This is a genomic window from Arthrobacter sp. Soil_C_49, from assembly GCF_057656635.1.
The window spans coordinates 148,039-164,383 of record NZ_JBDGJZ010000009.1 but is presented as its reverse complement, the minus strand read 5'-3'; the positions used below and the strand labels follow the sequence as shown (position 1 = coordinate 164,383).

The window sequence follows — 16,345 nt, the reverse complement described above, 5'->3', positions numbered from 1 at the left end:
CACCGGAGCGTCACGCTGCCCCAAGGTGGTTGCCCAGGCGGTGCTGCCGTGACGCCAGTGTGACGGGGGCGCGTCAGACTCGTCTCGGTTGTTCCGTTCCCTTATGGTGCGGGCCACTCAACTGCAGGACACTGGTGTGGCCGGAGCGTTCCGGCCACCGGATGGAGGTGGACCATGATCCCGGACGATTACCACGCCCTCTACGACCGCGGCGTTCAGGCTGCACGCAGCGCCGACCTGCCGGCCGCCGAGGCGCCTGCCGACGGGCGGGAGGAGTTCGCTGCCGACGTACCGGACTTGATCATCGAGGAGGACGAAACCACAGGACTCCCCAACCGGGTGATTAGCCGGCAGCCCGCCGGCAGGTTGTCGGAACCGGGGCCCGAGGACCCGGCCGAAGCGGCGCGGCAGTTCATCCACCGCAGGCGCGGCGTCTGGAACATGGCAGAAGAAGACGCCTCCAGTGTGCAGGTGCGCTCGGTCAGCCGCACCGGCCTCAAGACGGCGCAGTTGTACCAGAGCATGGACGGCGTGGACGTATTCGATTCCGAAATGACAGTTGCACTGGATGAGGGGAACGGCGTGATCTCCCTCGCTGGCCAGTTCTTCCCGGGCGTCGGGGCCGCGATGCGGGAGTCCCGCAGGTCACAGGGGCGGACACGGGAGGACGCGATCGCCCGGGCGGCGTTCGACCTCACCCGGGTGATCTACCAGGCAGCTGACTTCGTGGCCGCCGAAACGCAGCCCGAGGACGGGCCGTACCAGTCCTACGAGTTCAGGGCCGCCGACAACGATCGACGGCCCAGGTTCGAGCGGCCCGCGAGGGTCAAGGACGTGATGTTCCCGCTGGGAAACCAGCAGTTCGCAACAGGCCACTACGTAGAGCTGTGGATCGCCGGTTTTCCCGCGTTCAGCTACGTCATCGACGCGGTGGACACCCCCTACGTCCTCTACCGAAAGAACCTGTCCAGCGAGAGCGCACCGTTCACCTACCGGGTGCACAACACCGGCGGCACGCTGTTCCGGCCGCACGACGGCCCGGCCCCCGGCTCCCCCCATCCCACGGGGATACCTGACGGTTTCCAGGCGGACCCCGTTGAGGAACGCCTGGTCCAGCTCGAGAGCCTGCCGGGCCGGGATCCCTGGCTCCCGCCGGATGCTACGACAACACGGGGGAACAACTGCGTGGCCTACGCGGACCTGCAGGGACCCACAGGGCTGGGGACAGGTGATGTGTTGGGAAAGATCACCGCACCAGGGACCTTCGACTACACCTACGACCACTCCCGGGATGCCAGTGAGGCAACAAATCTGCAGAACAGCCTCGTAGGAATGTTCTTCCATGTGAACTGGCTCCACGACCGCTGGTATGAGGCCGGCTTTGACGAGGCGGCCGGCAACGCTCAGGCCGATAACTTCGGCCGCGGCGGGGCCGGCGGAGACCCCATCCTGGCGGAAGGCAACGACTTCAGCGGCACTGACAACGCGAACATGTCCACCCCTGCAGACGGGGCCAGCCCCAGGATGCAGATGTACGAGTTCCTCGGTCCGCAGCCGGACAAGCCCACCCGCACCAGCAACCACGAGGCGCTGATCACTTTCCATGAGATGGGCCATTACATCACCAACCGGCTGGTGGGGAACGCCACCGGCCTGACCAACCAGCAAGGCCGCGCCATGGGCGAGGGTTGGGGCGATTTCTTCGCCGTCAGCATGACGTCCGAGCCGGCGGACGACTTCGTTGCCGGGGTCTTCCCGGTAGGCGGCTGGACTGACCTCACGCCCACCTTCAACGACAACTACTACTACTCCATCCGGCGGTACCCCTACAGCGCAGACATGTCCAAGAACCCGTTGACCTTCCGCCATATCAGCGCCGGACAGATGCTCCCGGTGGGCCCGCCCATCAGTCCCAATGCCGGCGGGCCGAACAGTGCTGTACACAACGCCGGCGAGATCTGGTGCGCAGCGCTCTGGGAGGTTTTTGTGAACCTGGTGGCGAAGCACGGGCACGAAGAAGCGGAACGGCTGGTTCTGCTGGATGTTGTGGGCGGCCTCAAATTGACGCCGTCCCGCCCCACCTTCCTGCACGCCCGCGACGGGATCATCTCCGCGGCCGCCGCCCTCAATCCCGACGACCTCCCCGAGATATGGGCAGGCTTCGCCAAACGCGGAATGGGAGTGGGGGCGGTTGCGCCCGCCCAGAACTCGACCGATCTGACCGGGGTCACTGAAAGCTTTGCCGCACCGGAGAACTAGCAGTCCCACACAGCTTGTAATACTGCCCAACGGGGAGAGCCATGAATGCACAGGTGCCCACTTCAGGTTGCCGCGGCCAGGCGGCAGGGCGGCCGCGGCCGGTCCTGCTGCCGCGGACAGAGCGGGCCCCGCTCCGCCGCGCAGAAACTGCGACGACGACCCTGGCCGACGGCGTCTCCGCCGACACCTACCTTGAGGTACTCAAAGAGCTCACCGCCCACCCCACCCGCCATTCGTTCTCGCCGTCCTACCGCGACGCGGCACAAAGGGTTGGTGAACGGCTTACTGCGCTTGGCTACGCCACCCGGGAAGAGCCGGTCTCCTTCGGCGGGCGCCAGACCCTCAACGTCATTGCCGAGAAGCCCGGCACCGCCCCCGCAGATGAACGGCGGCTGGTGTACGTCGTCGCGCATCTGGACTCGATCAACGAGGCCGGCGGAACCAACGCACCAGCACCCGGGGCAGATGACAACGCCTCGGGCGCAGCCGGAGTCCTGGAAATTGCCCGCCTGTTGGCCGCCACCACAGCGCGGGACGACCTCCGCCTGGTCTTGTTCGGCGGCGAGGAACAAGGGCTGCACGGGAGCCGCGTCCACGTCGCAGGCCTGCCTGCCGCCGAAAAGTCGAGGATCAGCATGGCCGTCAACATGGACATGATCAGCCGGCGCAACACTGCAGCACCATCAGTGCTGCTTGAGGGCGCCACCGTTTCCCAACACGTCATCGACGCACTGGCACAGGCCGCCCATGACACTTCCGATCTGGAAGTGTTCGTCTCGCTCGAGCCCTTCGCCTCTGACCACGTGTCCTTCATCAACGCCGGCCTTCCTGCCGTGCTGACCATCGAAGGCGAGGACCAGTTGAACACCGATGAGCACACCGTCCGGGACACCCTCGAGGGACTGGAATTGTCTGTGGCAGTAAGTATCCTCCGGATGAACACCGCTGCCGTGGCGTCCGGGCTTGGTGCCTCAGTGTGACGGCTCCGTCCTGACATCGATCGAAAGGCAAGCACATGGAGGACCTCATCGGGCGCCTGCGGGCCGCCAACGCCCGGATAGAAAGCCGGGATGGCCAGTTGGGCGAGGAAATGCTCGAACGCCGTGCGGCCACCCCGTCCGTTCCAGGAGGGGCCGCGGGTGACCTTGAACTGGCCCAGCCGGGCCGTGGCCCGCAACTGGAAATTGCCGGGCAGACAGTGGGCAGGTTTGAGTTCGCGCAGGAGACCATCGTGTTGCGGACCGGGCGGCCGGTGCTGGCGGTGATGGATGATGAGGCGCAACTCGTGTTCTCCGATCCCGAAAGCAGCGTTTGGGAATCCCGGCTGCGGGACGCCGCAGAGCACCTGGAGGCTGCCGCCCGGGCCGTGGGCCGGATCGAGGTTGAGGGGCACAGCCTGGCATGGCTCGGCACTGGCTGGCTCGTGAGGCCCGATGTGGTGGTGACGAACCGGCACGTGGCGGCCGAATTCGGGCGCCACGACGGCACGGTATTCTCGTTCAAACAAGGCCTTGGCGGCAGCCCGATGAGCGCGTCGATCGACTTCCTCGAAGAGATCGGCAGCACCAGGGAGCGGACTTTCCGGCTGAACCGCATCCTGCACATCGAGGATTCGTCCGGACCGGACCTGGCGTTCATCGCCGTCACACCGAACAGGGGAAACGCTCTGGCCGCGCCGATCAGGCTGGCCGGCAATGCAGCCGAGGATGAAATGGTCGCGGTGATCGGGTATCCGGCCCGCGACAGCCGGATCCCGGATCAACAACTGATGGATGAAATCTTCGGGAACGTCTACAACAAAAAGCGGCTGGCGCCCGGACAATTGATCGGGTCCGATCCTGCGTCCGTCCGCCATGACTGTTCGACCCTTGGCGGCAACTCCGGGTCAGTGGTGCTGTCGCTCGCCACAGGCGAGGCGGTGGGCCTGCACTTCGCGGGCCGGTTCCTCCAAAGCAACTTCGCGGTACCGGGTCCCGTCGTGGCGGAGCGCCTGGACAACGTTTTGAATGGCCGACGCCGGCCGGTTCCCGTTGATCAGCAGGTTCCGGACAGTCCGGCGCCCACAGCCCACCCGGCGTCACCGGGCCCCCGCACGGAAGCGAAATTCTCCTTCGTGGTTCCACTGCGGGTGACAGTAGAGGCCGGGACCCCCTACGCCGAGGGCGAAGACCAGCGCGGCCGGGCGGTTTCGCCGGCCAACGCCGGGGACGAGGATGTATTCACGGAGGCAGTTGCCGCGGACTACAACGACCGGCTGGGCTACGAGGAGGCTTTCCTGGGGACTCCCGTGCCCCTGCCGTCGCTGACGACGCGGCGGGAGGATGTCCTGACCTTCACCGTCAACGGAAGAACAGAGGACGTGCTCCGGTACGAACACTTCTCCGTGATGATGAGCCGCAGCCGCCGGTTGTGCCTGTTCAGTGCCGTCAACATCGACGGGCTCCAGTCCGTCTCACTGCCCCGCACGGGCTGGCGCACGGATCCGCGCATCCCACTGGAAGCACAGATCCAGAAGGAGTGCTACGGCGCGGAACCTAAATTCTCGCGGGGACACATGACACGGCGGGAAGACCCGGTATGGGGGCCCCCGGCTTCCGCGTCGAAAGCAAACGCGGACTCCATGCACGTCACCAACGCCGTGCCCCAGATGCAGCCGTTCAATGGCGGAGTCTGGCTTGAGCTCGAAAATTACGCGCTGCAGAACGCACGCAAGGATGACATGCGGATTTCCGTCTTCACCGGTCCATTCCTGGCGGTGGAGGACCCGGTCCGGTTCGGCGTGCGGATTCCCACCGAATTCTGGAAGGTCATCGCGTTCATCCATGACGGGACGGGCCAACTCTGCGCCACCGGCTACACCATGTCCCAGCAGGATTTCCTTCGGGAAGAGGAATTTGTGTTCGGCAAGCATAAAACTGCCCAGCGATCCATTGCCTCCATCGAACAACGCGCGGGCCTCTCGTTCGGGGCACTCACCGCCTTGGACCCCTTCGAAGACATCGAAGGCCTTGCCACCGAGCTGACGGATCTCCGACAGATCCGGTTCGTGGCCCGCTAGGGACCGGCACCGGGTTTCCCTGATCCGGACGGCGAAAGCTGAACGCATGAACGCCCAACTAACCACCGAGCAACTGGCTTGGCTGGCCGCCGAGAACCTGCGGCAGGAACTTCTAGGCAATGCCTCCAGCACCTACCTGCGTGCCGTCATCGAGGGGGCAGCGCAGGAAGACAGCCTGCTGGCCACGGCGTTTGCGGAACTCCAGCGAAACCCCGCCGACGCGGGACTACTCAAGGCGTTTGCCACGGCGCTTGCAGAGGCCATAAGGCAGGATGCCGGCTTAGCGGAACGCCTCGTAAACTGGGTCCTGCGCAAGGTGCCGCCCCGCTACAGCGGCGACATCGAGGCTGAAGCAGTTCCGGCGGAGGCAAGCTCCGACGCCTTAGCCCCGCTGCCGCCGTCGAACGCGGCGCAAGCCTGGCTCAACGCCGAACTCGAAGACGCCGACGCAGCCCAGCCCCTGCAGGTGGGCGGAACGTACGCCCTGGCGATCAGCCTCGACCAGGCGGCAAGAAACACGGTCATTGCCAGCGGCGCCCCGGTCAACCTCCTGTTTCCCCCGGGAACTGACGAACTGACCCTCACGGTACAGCTCGACAGCGACCACTTTGAGGTCCGCGAACGGAGCCTGCCCCTGCGCTTCCGCCGAGGTGCGGCGGGCGGCAAGGCCACATTCCACATCGTTCCGCGCACGGCCGGCCGGCACGGCCTGGTGGCCACCGTGCATCACGCAGGGAACTTCCTTCAGCAGCTGACCATCACCATCGACGTAGGGTCGGTTGCCGACCAGCCCCGTACGTCGTCGCAGGGGCGGCCCATAACGGATGCCGCGTCCCTGCAGCCACGCGACATCGGTTTCGCCATCGAACCGGCACCCGGCGGAGGGTACAACTGCACCGCGTGGGGGGCGACGGCGGCGCGTGTCTTCCTGCCTATCGAGCAGCAGGAACTTGCCTCCGCAATCGATCAGGTGCGGCGTGCACTTCTGGACGTCGTGGGAAAACAGAACTTCCGTACCCGGCTGGACATTCCGCCCGAGGACCGCGACGGCGCCCTGCGTATCCTCGCCAAGGAAGGATTCCGCCTCTACCAGAAGATCTTCTACCACCCGGCCGGGGGCGCGGACGCCCGGCGCCTCGGCGACTGGCTGCGCCAACAAACCAGCGGCACGGACGAGGTACTAAAGATCCAACTTTTGACCCGCAACTTTCCGGTGCCCTGGGGACTTCTTTATATCGACGACGAGTGGACAGCCGGCGGAACGGATTGGCGGCGGTTCCTGGGCATGAGCCACATCATCGAGCAAATCCCGCTTCAAACAGCGATGACCACCCTCAACGGCCTGATCGACAACGGGCCGGGCGGGTTGTCCGTGAGCGTGAACTTCAACGAGAGCATCGACGAGCAGATGCACGCCGATTTCGTGGCCCGACAGGTATCGTACTGGGGCACCGCTGCCGACTTCACCCCGCCCGTCAACCTGGTGAGCCGCACAAGACGCGACGAGCTGGTTGATGCGCTCAAAGACGGAGCTACCCCGGACCAGATTCTTTATGTGTTCTGCCACGCGGTGGCGGCAGGCCTGACTGGTGACGGCCCGGACGCCTCCTGCCTGGTGCTCTCCGGCGATGAACGCATCACGCTGGGGGACCTGAACCTGGAAGCGCCCACCACCGTGCAACTTGCCGGCAGCCCGCTGGTGTTCATCAACGCCTGTGAATCAGCAGAACTCTCGCCTCTTTTCTACGACGGGTTCGTGCCCTACTTCATGGCAAAAGGTGCCCGCGGCGTCATCGGAACCGAGTGCAAGATACCTGCCCTCTTTGCTGCGGAATGGGCCACGTCATTCTTCGACCAGTTCCTGGACGGGGCCTCCCTCGGCGAGGTTTTCCTCCGGATGCGGCGCGACTTCTTCCAGCAGCACGGCAACCCGCTGGGCCTGATCTATGGCATCCACTGCGACGGCGATACCCGGGTCCACCCGGCCACGAGCCGAGCAGGTCACTGAACCCGCATCCCCTAGCAACGCACAGGAAGGACACCCCATGGTCATCAGGCACATCCCGGACAGGCCGGACCTGGCGTACCACCTCATCCGCTACGACAAACACGGCACTGAAATCCCCGAAGACTCAAACATGTTGGCGAGCCAGGCCGTACGCACTGAGCTGGAGTCCCCTGAAGCCGGCATCACTGACGTTTTCCTCCTCAGCCACGGTTGGAACTCCGATGCCGATGGTGCGATGGCGCAGTACGACGCCTGGGTGTCCACCACCAGGGATACCAGGCCAGCCGATATCGGACGCCCCTTCCGTCCCCTCATCGTTGGATTGCACTGGCCGAGCAAGGCGTGGGGCAATGACGCGATAGTAGCTGCCGGAGGTGACGGATTGCTGGGAGCTGAAGCGCCGCCGTCGGACGCCATCACCGTGGACGATGCCGTGGACAGGTACGCCGGCATCCTCACCGACACACCCGACGCACGGGCCGCCCTCCGCACCATCTTTGAAGCCGCCGCCGATTCCGGCGCGGATGGACACCTGACCGCCCACCTGCAGGCCGCGTACCAGACGCTGTTCCGCGAACTGCATGTCGGTGAGCTACCGGATGATGACCACGCCGCCGCTGGGGCCTGGGACGCCGAGAAGGTGTTCCAGCAGGCGCTCGAAGACACTGATGCCGCCTCAGGCCTCCTCGGTGGTACCTCATCGAGCCGGCTGAAGGACGCAATTCTCGCACCGTTCCGCCAGCTGTCATTCTGGGTGATGAAGGCCCGAGCCCTGACGTTCGGGGAGACCGGCGCCGCGAACCTGCTGCGCCAACTTCAGGACGCAGCAGACCAGAACGTGCGCTTCCACCTGATGGGACACAGCTTCGGATGCATCGTGGTCAGTGCAGCGGTGGCAGGCGCCGACGGGTCACCTGCCGTGCGGCCGGTGGATTCGCTGTTCCTGGTGCAGGGTGCCCTGTCCCTCTGGGCCTACGCCCGCGCCGTGCCGGACGAGGTTGAGCCCGGGCACTTCCACCGCATTGTGCGGGAAGAGCTGGTACGCGGCCCCATTGTGACAACCCGGTCCACGTTCGACTACGCGGTGGGGCGCTTCTATCCCCTCGGCGCCGGAATTGCCGGCCAGGTCCTCCTCGGGGACCTTCCCCGCTATGGCGGCCTGGGCGCCTTCGGTATACAGGGTGTACGGGACGCTGTTGATCGTCAGATAGGCGATGAGGGCACCGACTACCACCTGCATTCCGGGGTGGTCTACAACATCGATGCGTCCACGGTGATCAACAGGGTCAGTGGACCCGGCGGGGCACACAGCGACATTTCCCACCCTGCCGTTGCGTCGCTTGCATGGCAGGCCGCACTCGCCGGAACGTGACGCACCCTTGCACCGCCGCCGTAACGCGGCAGTAACGGCCCAATAACGCCAAACGGCGTACGAATGGGTGACGCGTCACTGGATGCCGGCAACAACAGGCACAAAGGAGAAAGAGATGGCCGAGAAGAACCAAAGTCATTACTGCTCAATTCCGTCAGCACCGGCCCATGCCAGCAAAGAAAGAGCGGCGGTGCTGAACGAAGCAAAGTGGCCCGAAGGCGCCACCATCAAGGTAGGTTTCCTGGGTGGAGATGGTGACCTTCAACGGCGCGTCCAGGATGTTGCGCAGGAATGGACCGGACCCCAGATGGCACGGCTGCAGTTGAACTTCGTGGATGGCGCCACAGCCGATATACGCATTGCCTTCGACCAGGGCAACGGCTCCTGGTCCTATCTGGGCACCGAAGCGCAGCAAATTCCCGCCGCAGACCCCACCATGAACTATGGCTGGCTGACGCCGGACTCAACAGATGACGAACTCCGGCGTGTGGTGCTGCACGAGTTCGGCCATGCGCTGGGCCTGATCCACGAGCATCAAAATCCGGACAAACCGATCGCCTGGAACAAGGCCGCCGTCATCGCAGACCTTTCGAAGCCTCCCAACTCCTGGACCCCGGAGGTGATCGAGAACAACATTTTCAAGACCTACGACAAGTCCGAGGTGGACACCACCTCCACCGACCCTGACTCGATCATGATGTACCCGATTCCCGCCTCGTGGACCACGGACGGGTTCTCTGCCGATCTCAACAAGGAACTATCCACCACGGACAAGGACTTCATCCGAACCGCGTACCCGTGGTGATGTGAAGGCGGGAGCGAATCATGGAAGACTACGCCGTCGTCGTTGGTGTGGCGCAATACCCGGAACTTTCCGCCGCGGGCATAGCCTCGGACCTGGACGGACCCAACAATGACGCCACGGCGATAGTGGACTGGTTGCTGGACCCGGGTGGTGGCGGCCTGCAACCAGGCAACGTCAAGGTCATCAGGTCCATTGACTACGTCCCGCCGGATCCGTTCGATCCGCAACCGGCCGAAGCTGAAGTGGAGCGCGCACTGCGGTGGGTGGAGGCGCAAACCCGCAACGCAACAGGACGCAGGCTGTACCTGTACTTCTCCGGGCACGGATTCTCCCCCGTCAGCCAGGAGGGAGCGCTATTCACCGCCGAAGCAACCCAGGTCAGCATGTCCTACGTCTACGCCCATGGCTGGCTGAAATGGTTCCGCACGGCCCAACGGTTCAAAGAACTTGTCCTGTGGATGGACTGCTGCATGAATTACCAGCAGTCCATCCCCGTCCGTCCCATCAATATGCGCCCGCAAATTGGGACCGGAGACCCGGGAGCGGAATTCGTCGCTACGGCAGCCGAAACCAAGAGCGCCATCGAAGGCCAGATGGCCGACGGCCTGGTGCACGGCGTGTTCACCTGGACCCTGCTTCAGGGCTTACGCGGCGGCGCCGCAGATTATCGGGGGCTGGTCACAGCTGACGGCCTGAAGAATTTCCTGCACACCGTGATGCCTGAGTTTCTCCCCGAGCCCGTAAGGGCAGCCAACACCGTTGATTTGCAGGCCTCCGTGCGCTTGGGTGGGGATATCCTCTTCGCGCGTTTCCCGGCTCGGCCAACGTACCCCGTGCGCCTCACCTTTCCTGCAGCCGCGGCCGGAGAACTGCTCAAGGTCTGGACGGGAAGTCCCCATAAGCCCGTTGTCGAGGCACTCCTGACGGGCGCGGAATGGACCGGCGAATTGGTTCGGGGCCTCTACGTGGCGGAGGTCACTGCGGCCGGACTGCGCCACGGCTTCCAGGTGACGGGGACCGGGAGCGTGACGTGTGCTGTCAGTGATCGAGGCAGCGCCGTCATCGAACCGACCGGTGAGGGGCAGTTCATGCTGGACGTTGTGGCACAGAATGCGGCCGCCACCATCACGGTCCTGGACCACACCTTCACAAAGAGGTACACGTCTACCGGAGAACTGCACGAGCGCGACGTCCCCGGGGTCTACAAAGTGCGAACCCAGATCGGACGCGAAATAGGAACCATAAAGGAGGAAATCCTCGTCCTCGATTGGGATACGGCCCGGGACAGCATGGCGGCGCGCGCACTGCCGTCCCCCGCCCCCATCCCGGGAAGCGCCTTCACGCACGAGTCCCACGTCTGGCCGTTTGCTGAGGCCGCGGCAGGCAGGGGGATGTTCGCGGACCGGAGAGCCGGCAGTGCCCAAATCTCGGTTCTCTCGCGGTATTGGACGGAGGAGCCGCTGACAGGTGTCCGGGCGCCGTCGTTGCACCCGATGCAGGGGCTCGATATCTTCCAGTTTGATGGAAAGCTTCTCGCGCACATGGCTGCGGAGTGCAGCTTTGACGACAAGTCTCCAGTGGACCGCGTGGCCGTATGGGAAAAGAACGTCGAGCCCGGCGTTTACTTTCTGCGGATCACGCCGCCCTCCGGCGGGCAACTGGAAGCAAGCATCGTTGCTGCGCCCAGCTGGCTGACACAGCTGGCCATCAAGCGTCCGACACCGGTTTCCGGGCAGTCGAAAATCAACAGGCTGGTGCCAACAGGCGATGCCGCCATCTTCATGCGTGACATCTGGAAGAAGCCGGAGACATCCGGGCAGGAAGCCGTCCAGGAGTTGTACGCCCTGGCCTCGACGGATGACCGGGAGCTCCCGCAGGCTGGGCAGGATGCTGTCATCGAAGCCGCGAGGATTGCCTTCGCACAAGGGCGCAACCTGCTCGGTGGTGCACGGGGCACCAAGCTGCAAAAGCTGCTGCTGGAGGAGTTTGATGACCCGATTGCCGGGATCATCGGCGGACACCTGCTGCTCATGGCCATGGACAGTGCCACTGAACCAGACCCGGCACTGGACGAGGTTTTCGCTGCCGCCGTTGCAAGGCTTCGGGGGCTGGTCCGGACCTGGCATCCCGACGTCGAGGCTCTGGCCTTGCGGTCCCCTGATCCCGCTGCGCGTCCGGACAAGCCCTTCACCGCGGCCCCCATGTTCAGCCGCAGTTGGCAAATCATCGTCGAGGCCAGTTACGACAAACCTGATCTTGTTCCCGCAAGCCTTTGGTCGCGGGTTCACGCCAACCGTAGCATTGGCCCGTATTTCGCCTGGGCCACCGACGAGGCCAGCCGCTCAGCACACGCGCAACAACTTGACCAGTGGAAGGCAGCGCACAGACCGCGAAGCAAGGGATCCAGCGGACGCCGGCCACCGGCCGCCATGCCGAACCCCGCCGGTCGGCCCCCGGCCGCTATGCCGGAGGAACTGCGGGAGGACGCGCGACGGCTCGGCATACCTGCTGTCGCAGCAGAGAGTATATGGCGCGGGACGGTCTCCGGCGAACCGGGGCAGTAGGCCCCGTGTACGAATATGAGATCGGCGAGGGCCTGTCAGTCTCTTTCCAGCGTTACCCGTACCCCGCAACCGGTTCCTTGTCCGCCTTGCCCTCCAGCCATGGCGCCCTGCCGATTCACGTCTCGGGGTCTGCGCGGCTTCACGTGCCCTCCCCGGCAAGCGAGGCATTCTGGATTGCGCTTCTGGGGAATTCCCGCGGTGCGGCCGCAGAGGTTGCACTGCTGGCGCACGGCCGCACCGGAACGCCGGTGGACGTCCTTACCGGAATGCCTGCCGCCGTACCCACTGCGCGGGTGGTTCTGCCCCCGCATCAATTCATTGCGGGCATTCGCATTCGCCAGGGACCCGGAACTTGGTGGCCCTTCGCGCGTGATCCGTCTGGCCCTGCCCCGGCCACAGCCGCCGTCGATCTCTTTGTCCGGACCTGGCCCGGCCCTGGTGCGGCAACTGCCCGGCCGGCATCCCCCACTCCCCAGCACATGCCCGGAGAAGAATCCCCTGACGATGGATTGGGGCCTGCCTCCGTGGCCGGTGTGGCTGAAAACTGCACCTTACGGATCGTCTTCACCGACGAAGCCCGCTTCAGGACGATCAGCGGCCAACAGGTTGCCCCGCTAAGTCATGATTCAGGCCTTCGGGATGGACGACTCCCCTAGACAGCAAGCACCCGCGTTGGCCGCTTCGCTGGGCGACGCGCAAATTCGCTTTCGACGCGGACATTCCGTTGCGCATCCCATATTTCGGGTGTGCCGGGGAACCTGCGCCTCGAGATGGAATATGCGCGTCGCCAGCAGTTCTCCACATGGCGGCACACACCCCTCCCGAAGCCGCCCTGCACCGGGCACCGTGGCTTTATGACAGACCTTCCGCCGCTTTTGTTGTCCCGCGACCGACTGATGCACGGATTCTCCCCCAACGAGCTCGCCAAAAGCGTCAAGGCCGGGCGGTTGGTGCGCGTCCGCCACGGCGTCTATACCGACGGGCCGGCCTGGCGGGAGCTGAAGCCGTGGGAGCAATACCGGCTCCGGATCCAGGCCGCCGCGGAAACGTTCGAGAAGCCAACGGTTTTCGCCCGCCGGTCCGCCGCCAGCGTTTGGGGAATTCCCACCATAGGGCTGCACCACCCGGTCCAGGCGCTCACGTTGAAGAACGACGGCGGCCGGTCGCGTGCCGGGGTCAGCCGCCACTTCAGTGCACGTGAGGGTTTGCAGGTGGCGCGGCGGGAGGGCCTCCTGGTCACCGACCGCATCCGGACTGTCCTGGATCTGGCGGCCTTCCTGCCGTTCGCCGAGGCGGTTGCACCCCTGGACCATGTGCTTCGCCCGGACAACATGCGGCACCTGCCCGCCCTGACCAAAGCCGAACTGGAGGCGGGCATCGGACCGATGTATTCGGCGGCTGCCGGCCGGAGAATCCGGGCTGCGCTCAGATTCGCGGATCCGGCTTCCGGTTCGCCCGGGGAGTCGTGGAGCCGCGGTTTGATACATGTGGCCGGATTTGAGGTTCCAGTCCTCCAACAGAAGCTTTCGGACGCTGACGGCACGGTGGGCTACACCGATTTCTACTGGAAGGAGTCCAGGGTGGTGGGCGAATTCGATGGCGTGGAGAAGTACGTCAAGCCCGAACTCCTCAAGGGGCGGACAGCGTCCCAGGCCGTTGTGGCGGAAAAGGCGCGTGAGAACCGGATTCGCGCTATGGGGATCAACGTCGTGCGGTGGGACTGGACCGACCTCATCGAGACGGGGACGCTGGAACGCAAGCTGGCGGCGGGAGGGGTGGCCCGCCGTCGTGCACGTTCCGCAATTCTCGACGCGCAAATGCGAAAGTGACGCGCACATTCCCCGGCGCGACCTTTATCCGGGGGTCGAAAGGGAATATGCGCAGCGCAAACGCGACGCCTGCGCCGCCCTTCCCCGTCGAAACGCCCGCGCCTACGATGAACACCTGCGGCGGCTCCGCATGCCGGGAGAAGAGCCGCGGACATCAGAGCTGATACCAGAAGGGAAATCGACATCATGGCTGAAACTCCGAACCCCATCCAGATCCAGAAGTTCCTCGGCGGCGTGGACTATCCCGCCAGCCGAGAAGCGCTGTTGTCCAAGGCGAAAGACTCGGGCGCCGGCAGCAACGTCATCCAGGCCCTCGAGGCCATCCCCGACAAGGAATACGACAGCCCGACGGCCGTAAGCTCCGCAGTTTCCGACAACTCCTAGACAGGTCAACGCGGAAGGCACCACGAGGCCCCCTCATCCCACATGCACCCACGGGCGTTTGGTCACATCCGGGACGGCCTCGCGCAGCACCTCCCGCGTGACGGGTGCGATTTCGCCTTCGCCCAGGAACAGGAACCGCAGCAGGTTGGTGACGGGATTGCCTTCAGTCCAGCGGAAGTAGATATGCGGCATCAGCCCGGTGACGTCCCGGATGTGGAGCAGGACCGACGCGATGGTGTTGGCAACCACCGGCCCGTGGACTTCGAGGATCCTGTACCCGTGCCGGACCACGCCGCGGACGTGGAGTTCGGTTTCAAAGTCGGAAGAGTCATCCACCACAACCTCCAGGAACAGGGCTTCCTGGGCGAGCGGGAGGTGGCTGACCTCGATGGCGTTGGCGAGCTTGCGGCGGTAGGCCTCCCGGGATTTCCGGAGCGGTTCATGGGCGATGATCGCGATGGGGCCCTCAAGGGCATCGGACATGAACTCCAGCGCCGGCCGGTCCAGGTGGACGTGCGTGGCGTGCAGTTCGAAGGAGCGGCGGACCCGCGAGAGCAGGGAGATCGCGATGATGCCCAGGATAAAGACTCCTGCGATCCGGATGCCCTCCGGCCGCTCAAAGATGTTCGCCACCGTGGTGTAAGTGAAGACTACAGCGATGGCGCCGAAGCCTAGGGTGCGTTTGGGCTGCCGACGCCGGCGGGCCGAGAGGGTGACAGCGACGGCTGCGGAGGTCATCAGTACCAGGACGCCGGTGGCGTACGCGCCGCCCTGCGCGTCGACGTCGGCATCGAAGAGGAAGGTGATCAGGAAGCCGACCACGGTGAAGACCAGCACCAGCGGCCGCACGCCCTTGGCCCAGGCAGGAGCCATGCCGTACCGGGGCAGGTACCTGGGCACCAGGTTCAACAGGCCTGCCATGGCGGAGGCCCCGGCGAACCACAGAATGGCGATGGTGCTGGCGTCGTAGATACTGCCAAAGCTGACGCCGAGGTATTCGTGGGCTAGGTAGGCCAGGGCTCGTCCATTTGCCTGGCCGCCCGGCTGGAATTCCCGCTCCGGGATCAGCACCACGGTGATGAAACTGGTGGTGATCAGGAAGCCGCTCATGATCACGGCGGCAGCGGTGAGCATCCGCCGGGTTCCCCGGATGCGGCCAGCAGGGTTCTCCTCGGTGTCGCCTTCGTCGCCCCGCACCTGGGGCATCACGGCGACGCCGGTCTCGAACCCTGAGAGGCCCAGGGCGAGTTTGGGGAAGACCAGCAGGGCGATGGCAACGGCCATCAACGGGTTGCCGTGGGACGTCCAGAGGCTGGTCCACCAGTCGCCCATGGCCAGTGGATGAGTGAAGACCTGGGCGAGGGTCACCGCCACGACCACGGCGTTGAGGGCCAGGTAAAGGACCACGAGGGCGACGGCCACGCCGATCGCCTCCCGGAAGCCCCGCAGGAACACCGCGGCCAGCAGCGCAAGCAGGAAGAGGGTGACGGGGACGTTCTGGCCCTGCAGCCAGCCGGGTGCCACCGGGTTCTGGATGAGGTGCGCACTGGCGTCCGCGGCGGACAGGGTCATGGTAATCATGAAGTCGGTGGCGGCAAACCCGAGCAGGACCAGGACGAACAGCTTTCCGCCCCAGCGCGGCAGGAGGCGCTCCAGCATGGCGATGGAGCCTTCTCCGCGGTGGCTTTCGCCTGCCACCCGCCGGTACACCGGCAGCGCACCCAGCAACGTCACGGCTACCAGCACCAGCGTGGCAAGTGGCGAGATGACGCCCGCGGCGAGGGCTGCGATGGCCGGCTGGTATCCGAGGGTGGAGAAGTAGTCCACGCCGGTGAGGCACATGACCTGCCACCACGGATGCTTTTTCTCGTGGTGGGTTGTCCTCCCGCCGGGGCCGGGGTGGGTGCCCTTGCTGTCCTGCAGTCCGAACAGCAGCCAGCTCCTGAAGGTGCCGTGCGGCCTGGGGGCGGATGGATCAGCCGGAGGCCTGCTCAACGTGGTCATGAAATCCTTTCCGCGGTGCGCAGTGCAGCGCGTTCAGTGCCGAAGCTAGCACCGGCGAAAAC

General features: G+C 65.1%; 10 protein-coding genes. 9 read left to right on the top strand and 1 reads right to left on the bottom strand.

Annotated elements, in window-relative coordinates; all coding sequences use genetic code 11:
* Nucleotides 1-174: 174 nt before the first annotated feature.
* The 9 genes from AC3A4Z_RS15525 (at nucleotide 175) to AC3A4Z_RS15485 (ending at nucleotide 14,279) form a co-directional block, all read left to right on the top strand.
* On the top strand, nucleotides 175-2,259 hold the full coding sequence (locus AC3A4Z_RS15525; RefSeq protein ID WP_498712568.1) for a M36 family metallopeptidase: 2,085 nt from the start codon (nucleotides 175-177) through the stop codon (nucleotides 2,257-2,259).
* A 41-nt stretch (nucleotides 2,260-2,300) separates the two neighbouring features.
* Nucleotides 2,301-3,239 (top strand): M28 family metallopeptidase, encoded by a 939-nt coding sequence (locus tag AC3A4Z_RS15520; protein ID WP_498712567.1) that lies wholly within the window; start codon nucleotides 2,301-2,303, stop codon nucleotides 3,237-3,239.
* Nucleotides 3,240-3,274: 35 nt separating this feature from the next.
* Nucleotides 3,275-5,317 carry a DNA/RNA non-specific endonuclease gene (locus tag AC3A4Z_RS15515; protein WP_498712566.1) on the top strand — a complete coding sequence of 681 codons (2,043 nt, stop codon included), beginning with the start codon at nucleotides 3,275-3,277 and terminating at the stop codon, nucleotides 5,315-5,317.
* A 46-nt stretch (nucleotides 5,318-5,363) separates the two neighbouring features.
* The gene (locus AC3A4Z_RS15510) at nucleotides 5,364-7,325 is read left to right on the top strand and encodes a CHAT domain-containing protein (protein ID WP_498712565.1); all 1,962 of its coding nucleotides are present in this window, start codon (nucleotides 5,364-5,366) and stop codon (nucleotides 7,323-7,325) included.
* 37 nt (nucleotides 7,326-7,362) lie between these two features.
* Nucleotides 7,363-8,697 (top strand): hypothetical protein, encoded by a 1,335-nt coding sequence (locus AC3A4Z_RS15505; protein WP_498712564.1) that lies wholly within the window; start codon nucleotides 7,363-7,365, stop codon nucleotides 8,695-8,697.
* A 190-nt stretch (nucleotides 8,698-8,887) separates the two neighbouring features.
* A complete protein-coding gene (locus AC3A4Z_RS15500; protein ID WP_498712563.1) occupies nucleotides 8,888-9,502 on the top strand; it encodes a M12 family metallopeptidase in 615 nt (204 codons plus the stop codon).
* A 20-nt stretch (nucleotides 9,503-9,522) separates the two neighbouring features.
* Nucleotides 9,523-12,066, top strand: coding sequence for a caspase family protein (locus AC3A4Z_RS15495; RefSeq protein WP_498712562.1), 2,544 nt, complete (start codon nucleotides 9,523-9,525; stop codon nucleotides 12,064-12,066).
* Nucleotides 12,067-12,920: 854 nt separating this feature from the next.
* Nucleotides 12,921-13,895, top strand: coding sequence for a hypothetical protein (locus tag AC3A4Z_RS15490; protein WP_498712561.1), 975 nt, complete (start codon nucleotides 12,921-12,923; stop codon nucleotides 13,893-13,895).
* Between the two features lie 186 nt (nucleotides 13,896-14,081).
* Complete coding sequence (locus tag AC3A4Z_RS15485; protein ID WP_498712560.1) at nucleotides 14,082-14,279, top strand: DUF2795 domain-containing protein; 198 nt, start codon at nucleotides 14,082-14,084, stop codon at nucleotides 14,277-14,279.
* Between the two features lie 33 nt (nucleotides 14,280-14,312).
* On the opposite strand, the gene AC3A4Z_RS15480 is transcribed toward AC3A4Z_RS15485, so the two are convergent.
* Entirely contained in the window at nucleotides 14,313-16,283 is a 1,971-nt protein-coding gene (locus AC3A4Z_RS15480; RefSeq protein ID WP_498712559.1) for an APC family permease, read from the bottom strand.
* Nucleotides 16,284-16,345 lie beyond the last annotated feature (62 nt).